At 61.9% G+C, this 21,609-nt stretch carries 21 protein-coding genes; 16 read left to right on the top strand and 5 right to left on the bottom strand.

The features are described from left to right. Window positions 1-32: 32 nt before the first annotated feature. The 4 genes from D460_RS0102630 to D460_RS0102615 all read left to right on the top strand — a co-directional run bounded on the left by D460_RS0102630 (window position 33) and on the right by D460_RS0102615 (window position 5,262). Window positions 33-980, top strand: coding sequence for a D-ribose ABC transporter substrate-binding protein (locus tag D460_RS0102630; RefSeq protein WP_018896948.1), 948 nt, complete (start codon window positions 33-35; stop codon window positions 978-980). Between the two features lie 103 nt (window positions 981-1,083). Next, window positions 1,084-1,944: a DeoR/GlpR family DNA-binding transcription regulator gene (locus D460_RS0102625; RefSeq protein WP_018896947.1), complete on the top strand. Its 861-nt coding sequence runs from the start codon at window positions 1,084-1,086 to the stop codon at window positions 1,942-1,944. Between the two features lie 7 nt (window positions 1,945-1,951). Then, window positions 1,952-3,481, top strand: a complete 1,530-nt coding sequence (locus D460_RS0102620; protein WP_018896946.1) for an FGGY-family carbohydrate kinase — start codon at window positions 1,952-1,954, stop codon at window positions 3,479-3,481. A gap of 59 nt (window positions 3,482-3,540) precedes the next feature. Continuing rightward, window positions 3,541-5,262, top strand: a complete 1,722-nt coding sequence (locus tag D460_RS0102615) for a glycerol-3-phosphate dehydrogenase/oxidase (RefSeq protein WP_018896945.1) — start codon at window positions 3,541-3,543, stop codon at window positions 5,260-5,262. A gap of 12 nt (window positions 5,263-5,274) precedes the next feature. Here the strand turns inward: D460_RS0102615 and D460_RS0102610 are convergent, their stop codons facing one another. Together D460_RS0102610 and D460_RS34890 are read right to left on the bottom strand one after the other, a co-directional pair. Beyond that, on the bottom strand, window positions 5,275-7,092 hold the full coding sequence (locus D460_RS0102610; RefSeq protein WP_026282719.1) for an EAL domain-containing protein: 1,818 nt from the start codon (window positions 7,090-7,092) through the stop codon (window positions 5,275-5,277). A gap of 121 nt (window positions 7,093-7,213) precedes the next feature. After that, a complete protein-coding gene (locus D460_RS34890; protein WP_081619835.1) occupies window positions 7,214-7,465 on the bottom strand; it encodes a DUF982 domain-containing protein in 252 nt (83 codons plus the stop codon). A 169-nt stretch (window positions 7,466-7,634) separates the two neighbouring features. Here D460_RS34890 and D460_RS0102600 point away from each other — a divergent pair, with 169 nt between their 5' ends. From D460_RS0102600 to D460_RS0102580, 5 genes are all read left to right on the top strand, one after another. After that, window positions 7,635-7,853, top strand: a complete 219-nt coding sequence (locus D460_RS0102600; protein ID WP_018896942.1) for a hypothetical protein — start codon at window positions 7,635-7,637, stop codon at window positions 7,851-7,853. Window positions 7,854-8,031: 178 nt separating this feature from the next. After that, entirely contained in the window at window positions 8,032-8,631 is a 600-nt protein-coding gene (locus D460_RS0102595) for a nitroreductase family protein (protein WP_018896941.1), read from the top strand. 90 nt (window positions 8,632-8,721) lie between these two features. Next, on the top strand, window positions 8,722-9,639 hold the full coding sequence (locus tag D460_RS0102590) for a LysR family transcriptional regulator (protein ID WP_018896940.1): 918 nt from the start codon (window positions 8,722-8,724) through the stop codon (window positions 9,637-9,639). 110 nt (window positions 9,640-9,749) lie between these two features. Next, window positions 9,750-10,706, top strand: a complete 957-nt coding sequence (locus tag D460_RS0102585) for a glutathione S-transferase family protein (protein WP_018896939.1) — start codon at window positions 9,750-9,752, stop codon at window positions 10,704-10,706. 12 nt (window positions 10,707-10,718) lie between these two features. Continuing rightward, on the top strand, window positions 10,719-11,333 hold the full coding sequence (locus D460_RS0102580) for a dienelactone hydrolase family protein (protein WP_018896938.1): 615 nt from the start codon (window positions 10,719-10,721) through the stop codon (window positions 11,331-11,333). A 60-nt stretch (window positions 11,334-11,393) separates the two neighbouring features. On the opposite strand, the gene D460_RS0102575 is transcribed toward D460_RS0102580, so the two are convergent. The 3 genes from D460_RS0102575 to D460_RS0102565 all read right to left on the bottom strand — a co-directional run bounded on the left by D460_RS0102575 (window position 11,394) and on the right by D460_RS0102565 (window position 13,511). After that, window positions 11,394-12,095 (bottom strand): RibD family protein, encoded by a 702-nt coding sequence (locus tag D460_RS0102575; protein WP_018896937.1) that lies wholly within the window; start codon window positions 12,093-12,095, stop codon window positions 11,394-11,396. Continuing rightward, window positions 12,092-12,493 (bottom strand): cupin domain-containing protein, encoded by a 402-nt coding sequence (locus tag D460_RS0102570; protein WP_018896936.1) that lies wholly within the window; start codon window positions 12,491-12,493, stop codon window positions 12,092-12,094. The genes D460_RS0102575 and D460_RS0102570 overlap by 4 nt, the downstream gene beginning before the upstream one ends. A 127-nt stretch (window positions 12,494-12,620) precedes the next feature. Continuing rightward, window positions 12,621-13,511, bottom strand: a complete 891-nt coding sequence (locus D460_RS0102565; protein ID WP_018896935.1) for a LysR family transcriptional regulator — start codon at window positions 13,509-13,511, stop codon at window positions 12,621-12,623. A gap of 162 nt (window positions 13,512-13,673) precedes the next feature. On the opposite strand from D460_RS0102565, the gene D460_RS0102560 reads away from it, so the two are divergent. The 7 genes from D460_RS0102560 to D460_RS0102530 all read left to right on the top strand — a co-directional run bounded on the left by D460_RS0102560 (window position 13,674) and on the right by D460_RS0102530 (window position 21,603). After that, window positions 13,674-15,344: an amidohydrolase gene (locus tag D460_RS0102560; protein ID WP_051110761.1), complete on the top strand. Its 1,671-nt coding sequence runs from the start codon at window positions 13,674-13,676 to the stop codon at window positions 15,342-15,344. Window positions 15,345-15,461: 117 nt separating this feature from the next. Then, window positions 15,462-16,562 (top strand): ABC transporter ATP-binding protein, encoded by a 1,101-nt coding sequence (locus D460_RS0102555; RefSeq protein WP_018896933.1) that lies wholly within the window; start codon window positions 15,462-15,464, stop codon window positions 16,560-16,562. Window position 16,563: 1 nt separating this feature from the next. Then, window positions 16,564-17,484 carry an ABC transporter permease gene (locus tag D460_RS0102550; RefSeq protein WP_018896932.1) on the top strand — a complete coding sequence of 307 codons (921 nt, stop codon included), beginning with the start codon at window positions 16,564-16,566 and terminating at the stop codon, window positions 17,482-17,484. Further along, complete coding sequence (locus D460_RS0102545; RefSeq protein ID WP_018896931.1) at window positions 17,477-18,277, top strand: ABC transporter permease; 801 nt, start codon at window positions 17,477-17,479, stop codon at window positions 18,275-18,277. Before D460_RS0102550 ends, D460_RS0102545 begins: the two co-directional genes overlap by 8 nt. A gap of 22 nt (window positions 18,278-18,299) precedes the next feature. Further along, a complete protein-coding gene (locus D460_RS0102540) occupies window positions 18,300-19,334 on the top strand; it encodes an extracellular solute-binding protein (protein ID WP_026282716.1) in 1,035 nt (344 codons plus the stop codon). A gap of 67 nt (window positions 19,335-19,401) precedes the next feature. Then, window positions 19,402-20,433 carry a histone deacetylase family protein gene (locus tag D460_RS0102535; protein ID WP_018896929.1) on the top strand — a complete coding sequence of 344 codons (1,032 nt, stop codon included), beginning with the start codon at window positions 19,402-19,404 and terminating at the stop codon, window positions 20,431-20,433. Between the two features lie 21 nt (window positions 20,434-20,454). Continuing rightward, on the top strand, window positions 20,455-21,603 hold the full coding sequence (locus D460_RS0102530; RefSeq protein ID WP_018896928.1) for a serine hydrolase domain-containing protein: 1,149 nt from the start codon (window positions 20,455-20,457) through the stop codon (window positions 21,601-21,603). The last annotated feature ends 6 nt before the right edge of the window (window positions 21,604-21,609 follow it).

Raw genomic sequence — 21,609 nt, 5'->3', positions numbered from 1 at the left:
CACAACACGAACTCATCAATGGGAGAGAGACTATGTTTAAAAAGGGCATGCGCGTTCTTCTGGCAGCTGTTGCCGTAGCGCCGATCTTCGTAAGCTCCGCATGGGCTGAGGGCCTGATGACGGTTATCGTCAACGATCCGTCCAACCCCTATTGGCTGACCGAAGGCAACGTTGCAAAGGCAACCGCTGAAAAGCTCGGCTACACGGCGACCGTCGGCGCGCACAAGGGTGACACCAACACTGAAAGCAACCTGATCGACACCGCGATCACCAACAAGTCGGTTGCCATCATCCTCGACCCGGCAAACGCCGATGGTTCGGTTGGCGCCGTCAAGAAGGCCGTTGCCGCTGGCATCCCTGTTATCCTCGTCAACGCTGAAATCAACCAGGAAGGCCTGGCCAAGGCACAGCTCGTTTCCAACAACGCACAGGGTGCGGCCATCGGTGCGCAGCAGTGGGTTGAAGCTGTCGGCGACAAGGGCAAGTATGCCGAACTCTTCGGCTCTCCTTCCGACAACAACGCCGCAACCCGCTCGAACGGCTACGAGTCGGTCCTGACCCAGTATCCTGACCTGGTGAAGTCGGCCAAGGAAGTCGCCAACTGGGACCGTACCCAGGGCCACAACAAGATGCAGTCGATGCTCCAGGCAAACCCTGACATCATCGGCGTTATCTCCGGCAACGACGAAATGGCTCTCGGCGCGATCGCAGCACTGAAGGAAGCCGGCAAGCTGGCAAACGTCAAGGTTGGCGGTTTCGACGGTTCGCCTGACGCAGTAGCCGCCATCAAGGCCGGCGACCTGCAGTACACCGTCCTGCAGCCGGTCGCCGTCTTCTCGGAAGAAGCCGTCAAGCAGGCCGACAATGTCATCAAGAACGGCAGCACCGGCGCCAAGAGCGAAAAGCAGCTCTTCGATTGCCTGCTGATCACCAAGGACAACGTCGACAAGTACACCGCTCCCTTCGTTCTCGAGCAGTAAGACACGGAAGGGGACGCCTTAATGAGGCGCCCCCTTTTTCCTCCATAGTTGCGTATCTTCGCGATACAACGCGCACACCAGTCGTTCGAGCGCAGAGGCCATCGTGACACAGAAGATAGGCGCAGGCGCGCTCCCCATCGACGAACTCCCAAGCGACAGCCGACAGACGCGTCAGCTCGTGCGCCGGCAGATGATCGCCGAGGCCGTGATGGCGGAAGGACAGATGCGGATCGAGGATCTGACCGATCGCTTCGGCATCAGCCTCATGACCGCGCATCGCGATGTCGACGACCTCGTCAGCCGTGGCCTGTTTCGCAAGACGCGCGGCGTGGTGACGGCAGCCGCCTCCAGCCTGATCGAATCCAGCGACGTCTACCGCTCCGGCCGCCAATCGGCCGAGAAGAACATGATCGCCGCGGCGGCCATGCAGTTCGTCGAGCCCGGGCAGGCCATCTTCTTCGACGATTCCACCACCGTGCTGCCGATGGCAGACCATCTGCCCGCGAAGGTTCCGATCACGGCGATCACCAACTCGCTGACGCTGATCAACGCATTGAAGGGCATGCAGGACCTGACATTGCTGGCGCTCGGCGGGCAATATTACAACTGGTGCAACGCCTTTGTCGGCCGCACCACCGTCAACGAGATCCACCGTCTGCGCGCCGACGTCGCCTTCATTTCCATGTCGGCAATCACCGACGATCTGGTGTTTCACCAGTCGCCCGAGATGGTCGACACCAAACGCGCCATGTTCGACTGCGCCGCCAAGCGCGTCCTCTTGGCCGACCACACCAAATTCGAGCGGCGCGCCCTGCATCGCTTCGCAGCCCTCAGCGAATTCGACGTCATCATCGTCGACGACAAGACGCCCGCCGTCCACATCGACCGCATGCGATCACGAGATATCAACGTGATCATCGCGCGAGAGGACAAGGCGCGTCTGCGACCACATCAGCCGGAGTAAAGCCTGAATGCCAAGTCTGCTTGGAATAGATAGCGGCCTCACCGTCACCAAGGCCGTGATCTTCGACGTCGACGGAACGCCGATCGCCGTTGCCCGCCGCCGCGTGACCCAGTTCATGCCGCATGCGCGCCATGTCGAGCGCGACATGAACGAACTCTGGACACAGACAGCCGATGCCATCCGCGAGGCGATAGAACTTAGCGGCCGTCCCGCCGGCGATATCGCAGCAATCGCGGCCACTGCGCATGGCGACGGCATCTACCTAACCGACAAGGCCAACGCTCCTCTCGGCCGCGCGCTCCTATCGCTCGACAGCCGCTCGGTCGATATCGTCGAGGCGTGGCTTGCCAGCCCGCTCGCCGACGAGGCGCTGGAGCTGACCGGCCAGGTCCCACACGTCTCGGCGCCTTCTGCGTTGCTCGGCTGGATCAAGCAGCACGAGCCCGCACGATACAAGGAGATTGGCCATATCCTGTCGTGCAAGGATTGGCTGCGGTTCTGCCTGAGTGGGATCATCGGCACCGATCGCACCGAGGCGAGCACATCCTTCACGAACGTCCGGACGCAGGATTATGATCTCGCTGCGCTCAGATTGTTCGGCATCGAGGAGATGGCCTCCGCATTGCCGCCGATTTCGCGCTCGGATGAAATCATCGGCTATGTGACCGCGCAAACCGCCGAGCGCACCGGGCTTGCCGTCGGAACGCCCGTTGTTGCGGGCCTGCACGATGTCACCGCTTCGGCGCTAGGCTCCGGCGGCTATGCCGACGACGTGGTTGCCGTCATCGCCGGCACCTACTCCATCAACGAGACGCTGTCGCCGCATCCGCGCATGGACCGTCGCTGGTTCTGCCGCAACGCTATCGAACCCGGCCAGTGGAACAACATGTCGATCTCGCCGGCATCGACCGCCAACTACGACTGGTTCCTCGATACGCTCTGCGCCAGCGAGCGGCAGAGCGTCGAGGCATCCGGCGGTTCGGTTCACGCACTGCTCGCGCCGGAGATCGAGGCCGCCTTCGAGCGGCCTCTGACCGCGTTGTTCCACCCCTACCTGTTCGGCTCGCCGTATGGTGCGGCCGCCAGCGCCGGCTTCTTCGGCCTCGGCGGCTGGCACAATCGCGGCGACATGCTGCGCGCCGTGCTTGAGGGGATCGCCTTCAACCACCGCATCCACGTCGACGCCTTGCGGGATGGCTTCACCTTCAGCGAGGCGCGCCTTGCTGGGGGCATCTCGCGCAACAAGCGCGTCGTGCAGATGTTCGCCGATATCCTCGGCATGCCGGCGACGGTCACCGAGACCGACGAAGCGGCCGCTTGGGGTGCAGCTCTTTGCGCCGGCGCTGGTGTCGGTCTCTATGCAAGCCCTCGGCACGATCCACGCGACACGGCGGCCATCGCGCATCGCTGCTATCCCGATGCGGCGCGAAGTGCTGCGTACCAGGAGCGCTACGACCTCTTCCGTGAGATCGCCGATGCCATGGCGCCCATCTGGCCGAAGATCGGTAAGCTCACCGCAGGCAAGCCATCGGCTTGAAATAAGAACCGCGCCCGCCGGGCACGGTTTGCAAATGACATTCAGCAGGACGATTTCAGATGATCGACATTTCCGCCGCCAACACGCTTCGTTTCCAAGACCTCGGCGCGATCAAGGACATTGACGTTGTCATCCTCGGCGCGGGCATCAACGGCGCGGGTACGTTCCGCGATCTTTGCGTGCAGGGTGTCGATTGCCTGATCGTGGACAAGGCGGATTTCGGCTCCGGCACGAGTTCGGCGCCGTCGCGCCTGATCCATGGCGGATTGAAATATCTGGAAACGGGCGAGTTCGGGCTGGTAGCGCAGTCGACGCTGGAGCGCAATCTGTTGCTGCGCAACGCGCCGCATTGCGTCGAGCCGCTTCCGACCTTCATTCCAGTCTTCTCCTGGACGCGCGGCATCTGGGCCGCGCTCAGGACACTGACCGGCTCAACCACGGCACCGCGCAGCCGCGGCGCCGTTCTCGTCAAGGTCGGCCTGCGGATGTACGACTTCTTCGGCGCCCGCAACCGGGTGATGCCGAACCATCGCTTTCTGTTCAAGAAGAAGGCGCTGAAGGAGATGCCGCATGTCACGCCCGCCATCGTCGCGGGTGGTATATATTACGACGCCAAGATCAGCCGCCCGGAACGCCTGGTCTACGAACTGGTGGCGGACGGGCTGCAGGCCAACGACAACGCGCTGGCGACCAACTTCACCGCGCTGATCTCATCGGAGAACGGCGTGCTGACCTTCAAGCGCGCGAATGGCGAGACGTTCTCCGTTCGCCCGAAGCTGGTCATCAATGCCGCCGGCCCATGGATCGATCATGCCAACGCTTCGCTCAATGCGCCCTCGAAGCTGATCGGCGGCACCAAGGGTTCGCATATCCTGCTCGATCATCCGGAACTGGTGAAAAGCCTCAACGGCCACATGATCTACTTCGAGGCGGATGACGGCCGCATCTGCCTCGTCTACGACTATCTCGGTCTCGCCATGGTCGGCTCGACCGACATACCAGCGAGCGATCCGGAGAATGTGCGCTGCGAAGAGCCGGAGATCGAATACTTCCTCGAGAGTGTCCGCTCCCTTCTCCCTTCGCTGCGCTTCAGCCGCGATCAGGTGATCTACACCTATAGCGGCATCCGCCCGCTGCCGGCCTCCGACGCCTCCTCGCCGGGTCTCATCAGCCGGGATCACTCAGCACCGGTGATGGAAGCGACGGCGGAGCGTCCCTTCCCTGTCGTGTCGTTGGTCGGCGGGAAATGGACGACCTTCCGTGGCTTCTCCGAGGAGGTCGCCGACCTCGTGCTCCAACGCCTGCAGCGCACACGCCGCCAATCGACCCAGCAACTGGCCATCGGCGGCGGTCGCCAGTTTCCTGGTGACGCCGCTCAGCGCCGAGCCTGGCTAGCGGCCGCCGTACAGAAAAGCGGTATCGACATGAAGCGAGCAGAAACGCTGCTGTCGCGATACGGCACCACGGCATCGGCGATCCTCGATCACGAAGCGATGTCAACCCATCGCGACAGCGAACGGCTTTCCGATGCAGACCATTACAGCCTGCTCGAGATCGACTGGATCGCCAGAAAGGAGTTCGTCGTCCATCTCTCCGACATCGTCCTTCGCCGGACGACGATCGCGATCGAAGGCGCGTTGACGATGGCAGGCTTGCGGGACATGGCGAGGGTCACCGCCGAAGCGCTCGGCTGGGATGCGGCGCGCACCGAGAAAGAGATCGACGACGTCGTGACGAAACTCGCGGATTTCCACGGGCAGGATCTCAGGCGCGCGGCCTGATCGTCGCCTGGCCTAGGCCAGACGTGACATCGCCTGCTCGTCGGACGTCGAATGCTGGCCGAACTCCCGCAACAGCCAGGCGGCCGAATGGCGATCGACCGCCTTGTGAAACAGATAACCCTGTCCCAGCAGACATCCGAGCGCGCGCAAATGTTCGGCCTGCATCTCCGTTTCTATTCCCTCGGCAACGACGCGGATGCCGAGCTTTTCGGCGATCCCCATCAGTCCCTCGATGATCACCGCGCCCGCATCACCCGGCACCAGCCGATCGACGAATGACTTGTCGATCTTGATGATATCGACGGGAACGGTCAGCAGATGCGTCAGCGACGCAAAACCGGTCCCGAAATCATCGAGCGCAACGCGCAGGCCCCTAGAGCGCATCGCCTTGATCTCGTTTGCCACGACATGATCGCCCTGGCCGAGATAGACGGATTCCGTCACCTCGATGATGACGTGCTTCAAGGGTATGCCTGATGCCGCAAACGCGCTGCATAGCCGTTCCTGAAGATGGCCAGCGTGAAAATCCGCCGCCGACAGATTGATGCCGACATGCTGGAACGGCAGGCCCATGTCGAGCCAGCGACGAACATCGGCCGCCACGCGTGACAGCATGCGCTCGGTCAACTCGGACGCCACTTGGGCGTCCAGGGTCGCATCATGAAAGTTCGCCGCCGAGACGACGTCTCCGGCCTGCGTGGTCATCCGGCAGAGCGCTTCGAAGCCGACGACCTCTCGCGTATCGAGGCGAAGGATCGGCTGGTAGTGGGCATCGATGCGGTTCTGCGCCAGTGCGACACTGACGTCGCGGATGGCGCGGAAGCGCCGTGTCAGAGATGTTCCCAGCCCCGCATGATAGGCTGTGTACTGACCACGATTGCGCTCCTTGCCGTGATAGAGCGCGACATCGGCATTGTGCCGGACCTGCTCGGGCGTGTCGTCGATCTCGGCGATCGCGCCACCAATGCTGGCCGCCGGAAAGATCACATGGCCATCGCACTGAGCGGGCCGCTTGATCTCCCGCAGGATGTCCTCGGCCTTTGCGGCAAGGTCCGGCTCCGGGCCGTCATGCAGAATGACCGCGAACTCGTCGCCACCCAATCGGAACGTCGTTTCGGTCGGCATGGTGGCGGCCATGCGCCGCGCCACGACCTGAATAAGCGCATCACCCGCCCCGTGGCCGAATGTGTCGTTGACCAGCTTCAAGTTGTCGACGTCGACAAGTAGCATACCCCAGCTTCGCTCGGCGGATCGATGCTGCTGTTTGAGCACCTCGTTGAACCGCGCGCGATTGGGCAGCCCCGTAAGCGCATCCGTGTAGGTCAGCGCCTCGCGCTCGAGCGCGCGCTCGTTTCTCTCAAGCGCGATCGCGCAGAGATGGACGCATGCATCCACCACATCGCGTTCCAATTGGCTCGGACCACGCTTTTCGCGGAAATAGAAGGCGAAGGTCGCCAGAACCCGATCGCCGCTCATGATCGGCGTCGACCAGCACGCCTTGAAACCAAGAGGCAGGACCATGGCCTTGAAGTCCTGCCAGCGCGCATCGTTTTCGATATCGGTCACCGTGACAGGCACGCCAAGATAGGCCGCCGTCCCGCATGAGCCGGCCAGCGGACCGATGGCCAGATTGTCCACGGCCTGCGAATAAGTGAGCGGCAGTGACGGGCCCGCGAGCGGATGCATTCGGCCATCCTTGACCGTCAGCACCGAACACACCGTCCAGGGGATGGCGGCCTCCACGCGCGTGCAAAGATCATGGACGACGGCGCCAAGCGGCTCGCCCTTGGCGATCATTTCAAGAATGGCATTCTGCAACGTCAGCATGATTGTCCCACTCGAGATTGCGAAACCCACAGTGGCATGCTCGTGTTCAAATCGGATTGAATGCATCATTAAACTTCTATCTTTGCACTCTACCTAAATAAGATTTTTCTGATTTCTTTTCCGGCTATCGTTCCTTGACGTAAACATTGGCCTCGACAGCCGCCGCGATGAAGGCATTTCTGGCCTCGGAGGGCGGTCTCTTGCCGCTCAGAACCTGCTGGCAGGTGCGCTTGGCGGTCTTCAGACTGCGCCCGCGCGAGATCGGCCACGCCGTACTTAACGCTGTCGCAGCTTCGCTTGTGTTCGTCACTGTTCGAAATTCGCCGTATCTGCTCGCCTGGAAGTAGATCGGCCGGCTCCATCGTTTCGGGTCCATAACGCAATACCTCCGATATCGGTTAACGCACGTGCGGTTGTGGCGTTCCAATATTTCAACGCCATCGTCGATACCGGACGGTCGGCGACGATTTTGCGCGACTGTGCTTCGGCGGTCATAGCGCGTCGACCAATACGCGTTACGGTGGTGCGAAACGGGGGCGGATGTGATGACGAAGACGGACTGGCCGAAAGAGGCGCTGACATCGGAAGCGATGGAGATGCTGGATCGGATCCTCAAGCAATGGTGCCTTGAACAGAACTGCGACGTGACCAGCGACCGCGGCCAGGCGACCGCCAAGGCGCTGATCGACTGGTTTGAATTCGGCGTGCGCGACGAGAAAGAGCTCGCGCGGCTGGCGCGCGACGAGTTGCCGTTGAAGTCGTAGTCTTGGGAGACTCGGTCAAGCTGGTAACAAGATCGCGATGAAGCAAAAAAATCTCGCGCGCTTGATGCAACGCAATATGCATATCCGTTCGCATGCACTATCCCTTCTTGCCGGCCGCATGTCGCTGCTCCTCCCAGCAGCAGGGTGGCCGCATATATGAAAAAGGATAGCGCCCCATATGACCAATACTCTGATTGAATCCATCAAGAAGCGCCGCAGCCAGTATGCGCTCGGCAAGACCCTGCCGATCTCCCAGGAAGAAACCACCAAGCTCATCCAGGAAGCCGTCAAGCACACGCCGTCTTCCTTCAACTCGCAGAGCTCGCGTGTTCTGGTTCTCTACGGCGCGGAGAGCGACAAGCTCTGGGGCTTCGTGATGGACGCACTGCGCAAGATCGTTCCTGCCGACGCTTTTGAATCGACCGAAAAGCGTATCAACAGCTTCGCTGCCGGCGCCGGCACCGTTCTTTTCTTCGAAGACCAGGACGTCGTGAAGGGCCTGCAGGAAAAGTTCGCGCTCTACGCCGACAACTTCCCGATCTGGTCGGAACAGTCGAGCGGCATGACGCAGTTCGCCGTCTGGTCGGCTCTGGCTGCGTCCGACATCGGCGCGAGCCTGCAGCACTACAACCCGCTGGCCGACGCTGAAATTGCCGCCGCCTGGAACATCCCGGCCTCGTGGAAGCTGCGCGCGCAGATGCCGTTCGGCGCCAACTCCGCCGCCTTCGGCGAAAAGGCGTTCATGGATGACAGCGACCGCTTCAAGGTCTTCGGCTGATAACACCTGCCGGCGGCGTCATGCGCCGCCGGTTTGTTTGCCTGGGCGGCACCCGCTCTCACGGCGGCAAGTTGGTAGGGGGACAGATACTTGGATCGTCTCGAATGCGACCGCATGTTTGTTGCCGTCATCGATACGGGAAGCTTCGCTGGCGCGGCAGCCCGCCTCGGCACCAGCAGCGGCCAGGCGTCGAAGCTGGTCTCGCGCCTGGAGGCAAGCCTCGGCGTGCAGCTGATCATGCGGACGACGCGCGCGCTGTCGCTTTCGGAGGCTGGTCGCGCCTATTACGAGCGCGTGAAATCGCTTCTCGAGGAATTCGATGCGCTTGATGCCTCGGTGCGCAATGCCTCGCGCGCGCCGTCGGGCAGATTGCGGATCACCGCGCCGATCACCTTCGGCACCACGCAGCTGACACCCGTGCTCAATCAGTTCGCGATGGCTTTCCCCGATATCAATCTCGACGTCAGCTTCTCGGACCGGACAGTCAATCTCGTCGACGAAGGATTTGATGCTGCCGTGCGCATCGGACGCCCCGATGATAGCAGCCTGATCGCGCGCAAGCTTTGCGCCGCGCGCATCGTGCTCGTTGCCGCCTCCTCCTATCTCGACCAGCGCGGCGTGCCAGTGACGCCGGCGGATCTCGCGGCCCATGATTGCATCATCGACACCAATTTCCGCGATCCGCTCACCTGGCGGTTCCGCGACAAGGCCGGTTCACAGCCGCTGGTGACGGAAGTTCGCGGGCGCATTGAGTTTTCGAACGCCGAGGCCTGCGTCGCGGCAGCGGAAGCGGGACTAGGGATCGCGCGCGTACCGAGCTTCGTTGCCGGCGCGCGACTTCGTCTTCAGGCGGTGCGCCCGCTGTTGTCTGATTTCGAGGATGAGCCGCGCGGCCTGTACGCGGTCTATCCCCCTGCCCGGCATCTGGCGCTGAAAGTGAGAGTACTCGTGGACTTTCTGGCCGACGCCTTTCGCGGACAACCGGTGTGGGACAAGGGTTGGGACTGATTGCTTCCATTTTGGAAGGAAATATTCTCTTCATGACCGGATAATCATCCATCTGGAATTGCGCCATATCAATTTCCAACACCGCGCAAGAACAGATCAGGAGTTCAGTCATGCTCGTGGATGGCAAGTGGACCGCCGATTGGCACCCCGTACAGGCGACCGACGCCAAGGGCGGTTTCGTCCGGCAGATTTCGGGTTTCCGCAACTGGGTCACGCCCGATGGCAGCGCCGGTCCGACCGGTGGCGCCGGCTTCAAGGCCGAGGCCGGCCGCTACCATCTCTATGTCGCGCTGATCTGCCCCTGGGCCTCGCGCACGCTGATCGGCCGCGCGCTGAAGAAGCTGGAAGACGTGATTTCGGTATCGGTCGTCGAACCGGCTCTTTCCGATCAGGGCTGGCGTTTTGGCGATTATCCCGGCGCCAATCGCGATGAGCTCAACAACGCCACCTATATGCACGAGATCTACACCAGCGCCGATCCGCACTACACCGGCCGCGCCACCGTGCCTGTGCTCTGGGACAAGGAACGCCGCACCATCGTCAACAACGAGTCGGCAGATATCCTGCGAATGCTCAACTCCGGCTTCGGCGCGCTTGCCGATGGAGCGGTCGATCTCTACCCGGAGGATCTTCGCGCGGAGATCGATGCCCTTAACGAGTGCATCTATCCGCAGCTCAACAACGGCGTCTATCGCACCGGCTTCGCAACGACACAGGTCGCCTACGAGGAAGCATTCGCTGACGTCTTCACGATGCTCGACGAACTGGAAGCGCGCCTTGAAGGACAGCGACCTTTCCTTTTTGGCACGCGACTGACGGAGGCCGATGTCCGCCTCTTCGTAACGCTCATCCGTTTCGACGCTGCCTATAACGGGCTCTTCAAGTGCAACCTGCGCCGGCTGGCGGATTATCCCAACCTCAGCCGTTACGTCGACAACATGCTTGCCATACCGGGCATCCGCCAGACGGTCAGCATCGATCACATCAAGCGCGGCTATTACTCGATCAAGGCGCTGAACCCGACCGGGATCGTTCCCGTCGGCCCACAGCTTCCGTTCGAGATCTGAGAGGAAACAGCCATGTCGACAATCGCATCACATGCACTGGTCATCATGCTCCACGGCGTCGGCTCGAGTGGCGCCGATCTCGCGCCCCTCGCCAATGTCTGGAAAGACACACTTCCAGGCGCCGTCTTCGCTTCGCCGAATGCCCCGAACCCATCCAGCTTCGGCGCGGGCTACCAGTGGTTCAGCGTGGCCGGTGTGACCGACGAGAACCGAAGCGGACGCATCAAGGATGCACGCCCGGCTTTCGACGACACCATCTCGGCGATCATCAAGGAGAACGGTTTTGCCGATCGGCTCGATCGCGTCGTTCTGGTCGGTTTCTCGCAGGGCACGATTATGGCGCTCGACGCCGTGGCGTCTGGGCGCTGGCCAGTCGGCGCCGTTGTCGGCTTCTCCGGCCGCCTCGCCTCCCCGCTTCCGCTTGCGCCTGCGGTCAAGACTCCGGTGCTCTTGGTGCATGGCAGCTCCGATCCGGTCATTCCGGCCGCTGAGACGACGCGTGCGGCGGCGGCTCTTGAGCCGCTTGGCATGAACGTGGAGACGGTCATCGTTCCCGGGCTCGGCCATACCATTTCAGCCGATGGCGCTGCCCGGGCGGGCGCGTTCATGGCTGAAGCGCTTAAGTAATTCGAGGCTCCTGCAAAGGCTAAAGCGTTGCGCCAAGCTCGGCGCAACGCTCTCTGCAGACTAGGCCGAAGCCTTTACGGCATATTTCAGATGCAGCAGACCGTCACTAAGGCTGTCGCAGGAGAGCAGCGAAAGCTCGCATTTGCCTGCCAGGCCATCCTGCCCATACTCGATGAAACGGTCACTTCCCTTGCGCGCATCGACGGCTGGCGCCACGAGCAGGCTCAGTTCATCGACCAGGCCCGCCGCGAAGAAAGAACCGTTGACACCGGCTCCGCCTTCCAGAAGCAGACGGCGGATATTGAATTCGCGTCCCAGTGTTTCCAGCAGGCTGTATAGATCCATCTCTTGCCCGTCGGACACGATATAGGACACGCCGTCGGCCACGAGTTCGGCAAGATGCTGATCGCTGACATCCTTGCCGAGCAGGACAATCACATGATCGCCATCGAAATCACTGCCATTGAAATGCAGCTTGCCGTGCTGATCGACCGCGATGGCAAAGCTCCTGGCGTCCGGGTCGGCGACATGCAGCGAGCGATTGACGTCAAACGGTCCCTCTGGCGCATGCGGGCCAGCCTTTGACATTTCGGCCATGGTGACGCGACCTACCAGCCACCCATCTGCGCCAAAGCGCTTGTGTATATCCTCGTATGTGGCCGACCATCCAGCGCGATTGCCATCCGGGCTGGCGGTCCAGCGGCTGGGATGCAGGCCGCCGTCGAGCGAGGTCATCATGTGGCAGATGATGTGTGGCTTCATGATGCGCTTCGGCCCTGGTAATCTTCGTCGGCCACCTTCTCCATCCAGGTGACGGCGGAGCCGTCCTTCTTTTCAGCGATCGCCAGATGGCTCATCGCGCAGCTGGGCGATGCGCCATGCCAGTGCTTCTCACCGGGCTCGAACCAGACGATGTCGCCGGGGCGAATTTCCTCGACCTTGCCGCCTTCGCGCTGAACCAGGCCCAGACCGGAAAGCACGACCAGGGTCTGGCCGAGCGGATGCGTGTGCCACGCGGTGCGCGCGCCCGGCTCGAACGTCACGGTCGCTCCGCTAAGATCACCGCTGCCACCGAAGGGCGCGTCGATGCGTACCGTGCCGGTGAAGTAGTCTTCAGGTCCTTTGGCGGAGGCCTGTGCTCCACTCTTTCTGATTTCCATGGATATCACTCCTGAGATTTGATTGGATTCATGATGGAGCGAAATAGGCCACCCGAGAGCCATCGACTAGAGGCACTCTGCCGCATGTCGTTATGCGAATGGTTCATAAGCGGCTGAGTAGCGCGCGTCACCGATAGCGCAGCGCATCGACCAGAAGCGCGAAGGCCGGCGAGGCGAGACGTCGGCTAGGATAATAAAGGTGATAGCCGGGAAACGGCGGCGACCAGTCGTCGAGAACCTTGATCAGTTTTCCTTCGTTGACCAGCGGATCCAGGTGATCGTCCGGCAGGCACGTCAGGCCCAGGCCGCTGAGTGCAGCGTCGATGATCATCGGCACATCGTTGCAAATGAATTGCCCCTCGACGCGCACGTTGAGCGGCCGGCCGTCCTTTTCGAACTCCCAGGCGTAAAGGCCGCCGAGCGTGGGGAGCCGCAGGTTGATGCAGGTGTGGTGCGTCAAGTCATGCGGCGTCACCGGCTTTGGATGCCGCTCGAAATACTCAGGCGATCCGGCGACCACCATCCGCAGCTCCGGCCCTATCTTGACCGCGATCATGTCTTTCTCGACCCGCTCCCCCAGCCGAACACCGGCATCGTAGCGTTCGGCCACCAGATCGATCAGCCGCTGCTCGATCGAAATCTCGATGCTGATATCGGGATACTCGCCCATCAGCCGCTTGGCGGCCGGCATCAGAATGGTCTCGGCTGCGTGCCGGCTCGACGTGATACGGATCGTGCCGGCGGGCTTTTGCCGCATCGCGCTCAAAGCGTCGATCCGGCCGCGAATATCGTTGAACGCGGGCCGCAACGTCTCGACGAGCTGCTCGCCCGCTTCCGTCGGCGACACGTTGCGCGTCGTCCTCGTCAGCAGGCGCACGCCCATCCGCTCCTCGAGACGGCGAACCGTGTGGCTGAGCGAGGATTGCGATGTGCCAAGCTGCGCCGCCGCGCGCGTAAAACTGCGCTCTTCAGCCACCATCAAGAAGGCGGCAAGGTCTCCGAGTTCGTCGCGCTTCATACATGAATCCATCGCATAATTTGATCCCGAACTTAGCACCCCAAGCATGGATGTCACCAGTGCTAATTTCCATCGATGCGCAGTCAGACTGGCCGAAAGCCGGTTGAATTCATCATCGTCATCGGTTTAGCTCGCATCCATTCCTTCATGAGCGAGCACCCCATGACATCGACGGCCGACATCATCGTAATCAACGCCCGCATCCTTACCCTCGATCCCAATCACTCTCGCGCACAGGCAGTGGCGCTCGGCGATGGAAGGATCATCGCCGTCGGTACGAACGAGGAGATAAAGGCCCATCGCGGCCCCGCAACGCGGTTGATCGACGCGCACGACAGAACGGTTCTGCCGGGTTTCTCCGAAAATCACATGCACCTGTTTTCCGGCGCCGCCGAGCTGGATCATCTGCAGCTGAAGGGCGTAACAGGCTTGGCTGCGCTGACCGAGGCCATCGGTGACTATGCGCAGGGACGCCAAACGCAGAAGGTGCTTTTCGCCCAGGGCGTCGACTACAATATTCTCGGCGAGACAGAGCCGCTGACCCGCAAGCATCTGGATGCCATCCTGCCCAACCAACCGCTCGTCCTCTTCGCGCCAGACCATCATACGGCCTGGGCAAACACTGTTGCGCTTGAGCTGGTCGGCATTCTCCACGGCGCCGACCTCAGGCCCGGCAACGAGGTTGTGCTGGGCGCCGACGGGCTGGCAACCGGCGAACTCCGGGAAATGGAAGCCTTCAGCCCGCTTCAGGCCGCCGGCGGTTTCGACCGCTACCGGCTAGGGCTGTCGACCGGCGGCGAGCCCGAGCCCTATCCGGATGCCGCGCAGTGGGCGCAGGACATTGCCGTGATGCGAACGGGCCTTGCCTACTGTGCCCGCCACGGTATCACCACCGTCCAGAACATGGACGGCAACCTCTATCAGCTGCAGCTGCTCGCCGCGATCGAGAAGGAGGATGGCCACCTGCCCTGCCGCGTGCAGATCCCCTTTCATTTCAAGAATTTCATGTCGCTCGACATGCTCAAGAAAGCCTCAGACATGGCGGCCAGCTACAAGAGCGACTGGCTCTCTTCCGGCCTCGTCAAGCTCTTCTACGACGGCGTGATCGAAAGCGGCACCGCCGTGATGGTCGAGCCATACGCCGACAAGCCCGGCGATCGTGGCGAGGGTCTCTTCACGCCGGAGGCGTTTCGCGCGGTCGCCGTCGAGGCCGATCGGCGCGGCCTGCAGATCGCCGTCCACGCCATCGGCGATGGCGCCGTGCGGGCAGTGCTGGATGGTTATGCGGCGGCGCGCGAGGAAAACGGTGCGCGCGACAGCCGCCATCGCATCGAACATATCGAGGTCGTGCATCCAGACGACATCAATCGTTTTGCAGAGCTCGGCGTCATCGCCTCCATGCAGCCTCCCCATCCGCCGGGTTGCGCGGGCCTGCCGCTGGAGCCGACGATCTCGCGTATCGGCAAGGACCGCTGGCCGGTCAGCTACGCCTGGCGCACGCTGAAGGACGCCGGGGCCCATATCTGCTTCGCATCCGATTGGCCGGTTTCGCCGATCGATCCACTCGTGGGCCTCAAGGCGGCGGTGACGCGCAGGCGCTGGAGCGACAGCGATCCGGATCAATCCTTCTCGTTGTCGGAAGCGCTCGCCGCCTATTGCGTCGAGGGCGCTTACGCCGAGTTCAAGGAGGATCGCAAGGGCATGATCAGGCAAGGTTACCTCGCCGACCTCGTCATTCTCGACAGCGATATCGAGGCGATCGACCCCGATGATCTCGACACCGTCAAGCCTGTGACGACGATCTGCGGCGGGTATATTAGTTTTTCCGATTGATAAATATTTTCTACCGGAAGCGTAAAATCTGGTTGTCAACGCAGAACGCGTGTGGTCACCTAGCCAAAAGCCGAAAAGGCGGGAACAGCAGCATCAGCAACCACGAGTGGGCCGCATATGGCGGGATTGAACGCGATTGAGATTCGCAGTGTTTCCAAGGTGTTCGGCTTTGGTGAGTACGCATTTTCCGCGGTAGACGACGCATCGGTTTCCATCCGGCAGAACGAGTTTTTCACCCTTTTGGGGCCGTCTGGCTGCGGCAAGACAACGCTCCTGCGCCTGATCGCCGGCTTCGAATACCCGACATCAGGCGAGATCATGCTGAACGGCGATAACATCGCCGCCATGCCACCATTCAAGCGGCCGATCAACACGGTCTTCCAGAGCTACGCGCTGTTCCCGCACATGACGGTCGCCGAAAACATCGGCTTCGGCCTGACCATGCTTGGCCGACCGAAGCAGGAGATCCGCGACCGGGTCGCGGCGATGCTGAAACTGGTGCGCATGGAAGCGCTCGCCAACCGCCGTACCAGCCAAATTTCCGGCGGCCAGCAGCAGCGCGTAGCGCTTGCCCGCGCGCTGGCGCCGCAGCCGAAGGTGCTTCTGCTCGACGAACCCTTGTCGGCGCTGGACTACAAGCTGCGCAAGGACATGCAGATTGAGCTGAAGCGCCTGCAAGCCGAAACCGGGATCACCTTCATCTTCGTCACCCACGACCAGGAAGAAGCACTGACCATGTCGGACCGCATCGCCGTGATGTCGGCGGGAAAGATCCTGCAGGTCGGCAACCCCAGAGAAATCTACGATGCGCCGACCGACCGCTTCGTGGCGGATTTCATCGGCGAGACGAATTTTCTGAAGGGGCGCATTCACGCGGTGAATTCAGGGATCGCGGAAGTGGAAACTGCCGCTGCCGGTCGCATTTCGGCGACGATGCCCAGCAACTTTTCCGATGACGGAGAGGTGACCCTGGTGCTGCGGCCGGAACACGCCGCCCTTTGCGGGCCGGCGGATCATGAACGCTGCCAGATGACGGGCACGTTGGAGACGATCGTCTATTTCGGCACGGATACGCATTATCACGTTCGCCTTGCCGACAACGAAACGCTGTTCACGCTGCGCGAGCAGAACAAGCCGCTGCAGGCGGCGCGGTACGCCGAGGGTGACAGGGTTGGCGTCGCGATCGAGCCCAATGCCGCCAGGGTGCTGAGGAGCTGACATGACCCATGTGGCGGACGTGATCGAAGCGGAAAAGAGCCGGGACATCCGGACGCGCTGGCTTCTTTCGCTGCCCGCCCTGCTGATCATTCTTGCGGCCGCGAGCGGTCCGCTTCTGATCGTCGTCGCCTATTCCTTCCTGACGCCGGGGCCTTACGGCGATGTCGTCTGGGTGCCATCCATCGAGGGTTGGATCAACGTCGCGCTGCAGCAGGACATTTTCGACGGCTCGCTATCCATGGCCGACGCTCATGTCTCGATCTTCATCCGCTCGGTCGTCCTTTCGCTTGCCACCACGCTGCTGACGCTCGCCATCGGCTTCCCGACCGCCTATTTCATCGCCACCCGCCGCGAGACGACCCGCGAGCTCTGGCTGCTTTTGATCACCATCCCTTTCTGGACCAACCTTCTGATCCGCACCTTCGCGATCCTGGAGATCATTCGCAATGAGGGGCTGATCAACGGCTTGCTCATGCGCTTCGGGCTGATTTCGAAGCCGATCCAGATGCTTTTCACCGACGGCGCGATCCTCACTGGCATGGTCTATGTCTACCTGCCGCTGATGGTCCTGCCGCTCTATGCCAGCATGGAGAAGATCGATTTCCGTTTGGTCGAGGCGGGATACGATCTTTACGCCACGCCTTCCAAGGTCCTGCGCCGCATCATCATTCCGCTGGTCAAGCCGGGCATCATCGCTGGCTCCATCCTCGTCTTCATCCCGGCGCTCGGCGCCTACGTCACCCCCAGCATCCTCGGCGGCGGCAAGAACCTGATGCTCGGCAACCTTATCGAACTGCAGTTCGGCCAGGGGCGCAACTGGCCGCTCGGCTCGGCATTGTCGATCACGCTGATGATGGTCGTGATGATCGCCCTGCTCTTCTACGTGCGCAACGCCGGCGGGCAGGAGAACCGGCATGGCTAGATCCTTCTCCATCCGGCGCCAGCGCGGCTTCACCACAATAGCGATGATCTGCTTCGCGGCGCTCTATCTGCCGATCGGCGTGCTGGTTTTCTATTCGTTCAACGCCGGTGAGTCGCTCGCTTCGTTCGACGGCATATCGCTGCGCTGGTTCCAGAAGGCCTTCGAGAACAAGCAGGTGATCGACGCCTCGCTGCGTTCGCTGCAGATCGCTGCGATTGCCGCCGTCGTCTCGACGATCGCGGCGACGATGGCGGCGCTGGCGACCACGCGGACCGCGCCCTATCGCGGCCTGACGATGAAGTATGCCTTCATCAACCAGCCGCTTATGATCCCGGAGATCGTCACCGCCGTCGCGCTTCTGATCTTCTTCGCCCGCATCAAGATCTGGACCGGTTACGCCGGCATCGGCTATCTGATCGCCGCCCATACGGCCTTCTGCATCCCCTTTGCCTATCTGCCGATCCGCGCGCGGCTCGAAAACATGGATCTGACGCTGGAGAAGGCGGCGGCCGACCTCTACGCCACGCCGTGGAAGGCATTCCGCCATGTCACGCTGCCGCTGCTATGGCCGGGCATTCTCGCCGGCTTCATGCTGGCCTTCGTCATTTCGCTCGACGATGTCGTCATCACCGAGTTCGTCAAATCCGCCGGCCAGGACACGCTTCCGACCTACATGCTCGGCCAGATCCGCCGCTCCATCACGCCCGAAATGAACGCGATCTCGACGCTGTTTCTCGGCCTGTCGATCCTCGTGGTCTCCATCTTCTTTGTCGTCAATCGAAAACGTGCCTGAAAACAAGAGAGGGAACATGCGCATGAAACGGATGACTTCGACAATCGCCCTTATGGCGGCACTTCTTGGCACCGCGGGCCTTGCCCACGCCGAGGGTGAGCTCAACATCTACAACTGGGGCAACTACACCAGCCCCGAGATGATCAAGAAGTTCGAGGACAAGTACAAGGTCAAGGTGACGATCACCGACTATGATTCCAACGACACGGCGCTTGCCAAGGTTCGCCAGGGCGGCTCCGGCTTCGACATGGTCGTCCCCTCGCAGAACTACATTCCGATCTGGATTTCCGAGGGTCTGCTGCTTCAGACCGATCCGGACAAGATGGAAAACTTCAAGAACGTGGCCAAGGAATGGGCCAACCCCGACTTCGACCCCGGTCGCAAATACACCGTTCCGTGGGCGATGGGTATCGTCGGCACGGTCGTGAACACCGACGTCTACAAGGGTGACATCAACACCTGGGGCATCATCTTCGACACGCCGGCGGAGCTGAAGGGCAAGGTCAACGTCGTCCCCGAAATGACCGACGTTATCGACGCGGCCGTGCTCTATAATGGCGGCAAGAAGTGCACCGGCGATCTCGCCGTGCTCAAGAAAGTGCGCGATACGCTCCTGAAGGCCAAGCCAGACTGGGTGGCGATGGAATACGGCACCATCGAGAAGATGGGCTCGGGCGACTTCGCGGCATCGAGCGACTGGAATGGCTCGGCCTTCCGCCAGCGCCTCAAGAACCCCGCGATCAAGTTCGGCTATCCCAAGGAAGGCTACGTCAACTGGAGCGATAATCTCTCCGTCCTCAAGGACGCCAAGAACGTCGAGAACGCCAAGCTGTTCCAGAACTTCATGATGGATCCTGAAAACGCCGGCATGAATTCCGGCTTCCACCGCTATGCAAACGGCATCGCCGGCTCCGACAAATTCATGCCCGAGGACATGAAGAATGCACCGGAGATCAACATTCCGGCCGAGTTCGCGTCGGTCGGCGTGCCATCCCAGACCTGCCCGCCTGATGTTCAGGCGCTTTACACCAAGATCTGGACCGAGCTGCAGAAGTAAGCCCGATCTCGGCACCCCGCCCTTGCTGGCGCGGGGTGCCACCATTTTCCAGCAGATGGATGTTTTGATGAAGACCGTCTTTTCCCCCCGCCATCGCGGCCACGCCAACCAGCTCGAGCTTGTGGCAGGCGCCATTGTGCCCGGCTTCGAGCTGACATCCCGGGCGGAGTACATCGCCGCCCGTGTCGCGGCGGTCGGACTCGGCGCGATCGTCGAGCCGACGGAGCACGATCTGACGACAGCGGCGCGGGTTCACCGTCAGGACTATCTCGATTTCCTGCCGACGATCTGGGATCGCTGGACGGCGGAAGGACGCAGCGGAACGGCGCTGCCATTCACATGGCCGACACGCGGCCTGCGCGGCGACGTGCTGCCCGAATTCATCGATGGTCTGCTCGGCTATTACTCGTTCGATGCCGGCTGCGGCATCGTCGAGGGCTCGTGGGATGCGATCAAATCCTCTCATGACGTGGCGCTGACGGCAGCCAGCCTCGTGCAATCCGGCGAACACGCCGCCTTCGCGCTCTGCCGCCCGCCCGGCCACCATGCCGGCGCCGGCTTCATGGGCGGCTATTGCTACATCAACAACGCCGCCGTGGCCGCGCAATGGCTGCGAGACAACGGCGCCAGGCGGGTATCGATCCTCGACGTGGACTACCACCACGGCAACGGCACGCAGGAGATTTTCTACGCGCGTGACGACGTCCAGGTCATAAACCTGCATGCCGATCCGATGCAGGAGTATCCCTATTTCCTCGGCCATGCCGACGAGCGGGGCATCGGCGCCGGCGAAGGCTTCAACCTCAACTACCCCATGCGCTTCGGCACCGACTGGACGAGGTGGAGCCAGTCCATGGACGACGCCTGCGGCAGACTGCTTTCCTACGCGCCTGATGTGGTGGTCGTTTCGCTTGGCGTCGATACGTTCGAGAAGGATCCGATCAGCAAATTCAAGCTCAGCACGGAGGACTTTCCGAAGATCGGCGAGCGGATCGCCAGGCTCGGACTTCCGACGCTGTTCGTCATGGAAGGCGGCTATGCCGTCGAGGAGATCGGCGTCAATGCAGTGAGCGTGCTGACCGGTTTTGAAGGCGCATGATTGCCGGCGGAGAGAGACGGAATGCCTGATATCTCCTTCAATCGCGCGGACGTGACGCTCGCCAACTGGCGCACCGTCCCCTACAGCCGGTGGTCCTTCGAGCATGTCAGCGAGATCGTCCCCTCAGCAATCATTCCGGGCACGCGCGGGCGAGAAAGCACCGGGCCACTCGGGCTCGACGCGCTGTCAGGCGTGTCGTTCGCGGGCCTGAAGGATGCGCCATCGTCGCTGCGCGACTTTCTGGCCGAGAGCGAAGCTGACGAACTCGTCGTCATGAAAGACGGACGCGTCATCGCCGACTGGTCGGCGCCGCACTCCGATCCGTCATGCCCCCATATCATATTCTCCGTCTCCAAGTCCCTGACAGGACTGCTCGCCGGAATTCTCGCGGATAAAGGCCTGCTGTCGTTCGAAAGCCCGATCATCCACTATGTGCCCGCGGTCGCCGGTTCGGCCTATGCCGATGCAACGGTGCAGCAGCTGTTCGACATGGAGATCGACGTCGATTTCGTGGAGAGCTATCTCGACACCTCAGGTGGTTTCGAGCGCTACCGTCGCTCCACCGGATGGAACCCCGAGAAGCCGTGCGATCCCGCGCCGGATTTGAAGTCATTCATCTGCGGCATCGGCAAGGGTGCCGGATCGCACGGCGAACGCCACGCCTACCGCTCTCCGAATACCGATCTGGCCGGCATCGTCCTCGAACGCGCAGCCGGAGCAAGGTTCGCCTCCCTGCTCAGCGACCACCTGTGGAAGGCAATCGGCGCCGAAGCGGACGCCATGGTCACTGTCGACCGTATCGGCACCGCGCGCGCTGCGGGCGGCATTTCAGCAACCGCACGAGACCTTGCGCTGGTGGGCGATATTGTCCGCAGGCGTGGCGCCGGGATCGTGTCAGAGGACTTCATCGCCGACCTCTGGGCGCGCAAGCGTCGCGAGGCATGGAAGAACGGCGATCAGCTGGAGCTATTTCCAGACGGAAGCTACCGCAATTACTGGTATGAAACGGGCGCCGGAGAGCTGGCGGCGATCGGCATTCATGGCCAGTGGATATGGATCCACCCGGAGAGCGAAACTGTCATCGTCAAGCTGTCGTCGCAGCGGTTGCCGGTTGATCCGGCCCTGGACCACGCGATCGTGCGGATGATGCGGGCGATCTGTGGCTCATAGGCCGCT

Source organism: Rhizobium sp. 2MFCol3.1 (genome assembly GCF_000377565.1).
Taxonomy (GTDB): Bacteria; Pseudomonadota; Alphaproteobacteria; order Rhizobiales; family Rhizobiaceae; genus Rhizobium.
This window is presented reverse-complemented; position numbering and strand designations above follow the sequence as displayed.

Bases quoted from the DNA above. Each gene is read 5' to 3' on its own strand.
- D460_RS0102630 (WP_018896948.1), top strand. From the start codon at position 33: ATGTTTAAAAAGGGCATGCGCGTTCTTCTGGCAGCTGTTGCCGTAGCG.
- D460_RS0102620 (WP_018896946.1), top strand. From the start codon at position 1,952: ATGCCAAGTCTGCTTGGAATAGATAGCGGCCTCACCGTCACCAAGGCC.
- D460_RS0102615 (WP_018896945.1), top strand. From the start codon at position 3,541: ATGATCGACATTTCCGCCGCCAACACGCTTCGTTTCCAAGACCTCGGC.
- D460_RS34890 (WP_081619835.1), bottom strand. From the start codon at position 7,465: ATGGACCCGAAACGATGGAGCCGGCCGATCTACTTCCAGGCGAGCAGA.
- D460_RS0102600 (WP_018896942.1), top strand. From the start codon at position 7,635: ATGACGAAGACGGACTGGCCGAAAGAGGCGCTGACATCGGAAGCGATG.
- D460_RS0102595 (WP_018896941.1), top strand. From the start codon at position 8,032: ATGACCAATACTCTGATTGAATCCATCAAGAAGCGCCGCAGCCAGTAT.
- D460_RS0102585 (WP_018896939.1), top strand. From the start codon at position 9,750: ATGCTCGTGGATGGCAAGTGGACCGCCGATTGGCACCCCGTACAGGCG.
- D460_RS0102580 (WP_018896938.1), top strand. From the start codon at position 10,719: ATGTCGACAATCGCATCACATGCACTGGTCATCATGCTCCACGGCGTC.
- D460_RS0102575 (WP_018896937.1), bottom strand. From the start codon at position 12,095: ATGAAGCCACACATCATCTGCCACATGATGACCTCGCTCGACGGCGGC.
- D460_RS0102570 (WP_018896936.1), bottom strand. From the start codon at position 12,493: ATGGAAATCAGAAAGAGTGGAGCACAGGCCTCCGCCAAAGGACCTGAA.
- D460_RS0102565 (WP_018896935.1), bottom strand. From the start codon at position 13,511: ATGAAGCGCGACGAACTCGGAGACCTTGCCGCCTTCTTGATGGTGGCT.
- D460_RS0102560 (WP_051110761.1), top strand. From the start codon at position 13,674: ATGACATCGACGGCCGACATCATCGTAATCAACGCCCGCATCCTTACC.
- D460_RS0102555 (WP_018896933.1), top strand. From the start codon at position 15,462: ATGGCGGGATTGAACGCGATTGAGATTCGCAGTGTTTCCAAGGTGTTC.
- D460_RS0102550 (WP_018896932.1), top strand. From the start codon at position 16,564: ATGACCCATGTGGCGGACGTGATCGAAGCGGAAAAGAGCCGGGACATC.
- D460_RS0102545 (WP_018896931.1), top strand. From the start codon at position 17,477: ATGGCTAGATCCTTCTCCATCCGGCGCCAGCGCGGCTTCACCACAATA.
- D460_RS0102540 (WP_026282716.1), top strand. From the start codon at position 18,300: ATGAAACGGATGACTTCGACAATCGCCCTTATGGCGGCACTTCTTGGC.
- D460_RS0102535 (WP_018896929.1), top strand. From the start codon at position 19,402: ATGAAGACCGTCTTTTCCCCCCGCCATCGCGGCCACGCCAACCAGCTC.
- D460_RS0102530 (WP_018896928.1), top strand. From the start codon at position 20,455: ATGCCTGATATCTCCTTCAATCGCGCGGACGTGACGCTCGCCAACTGG.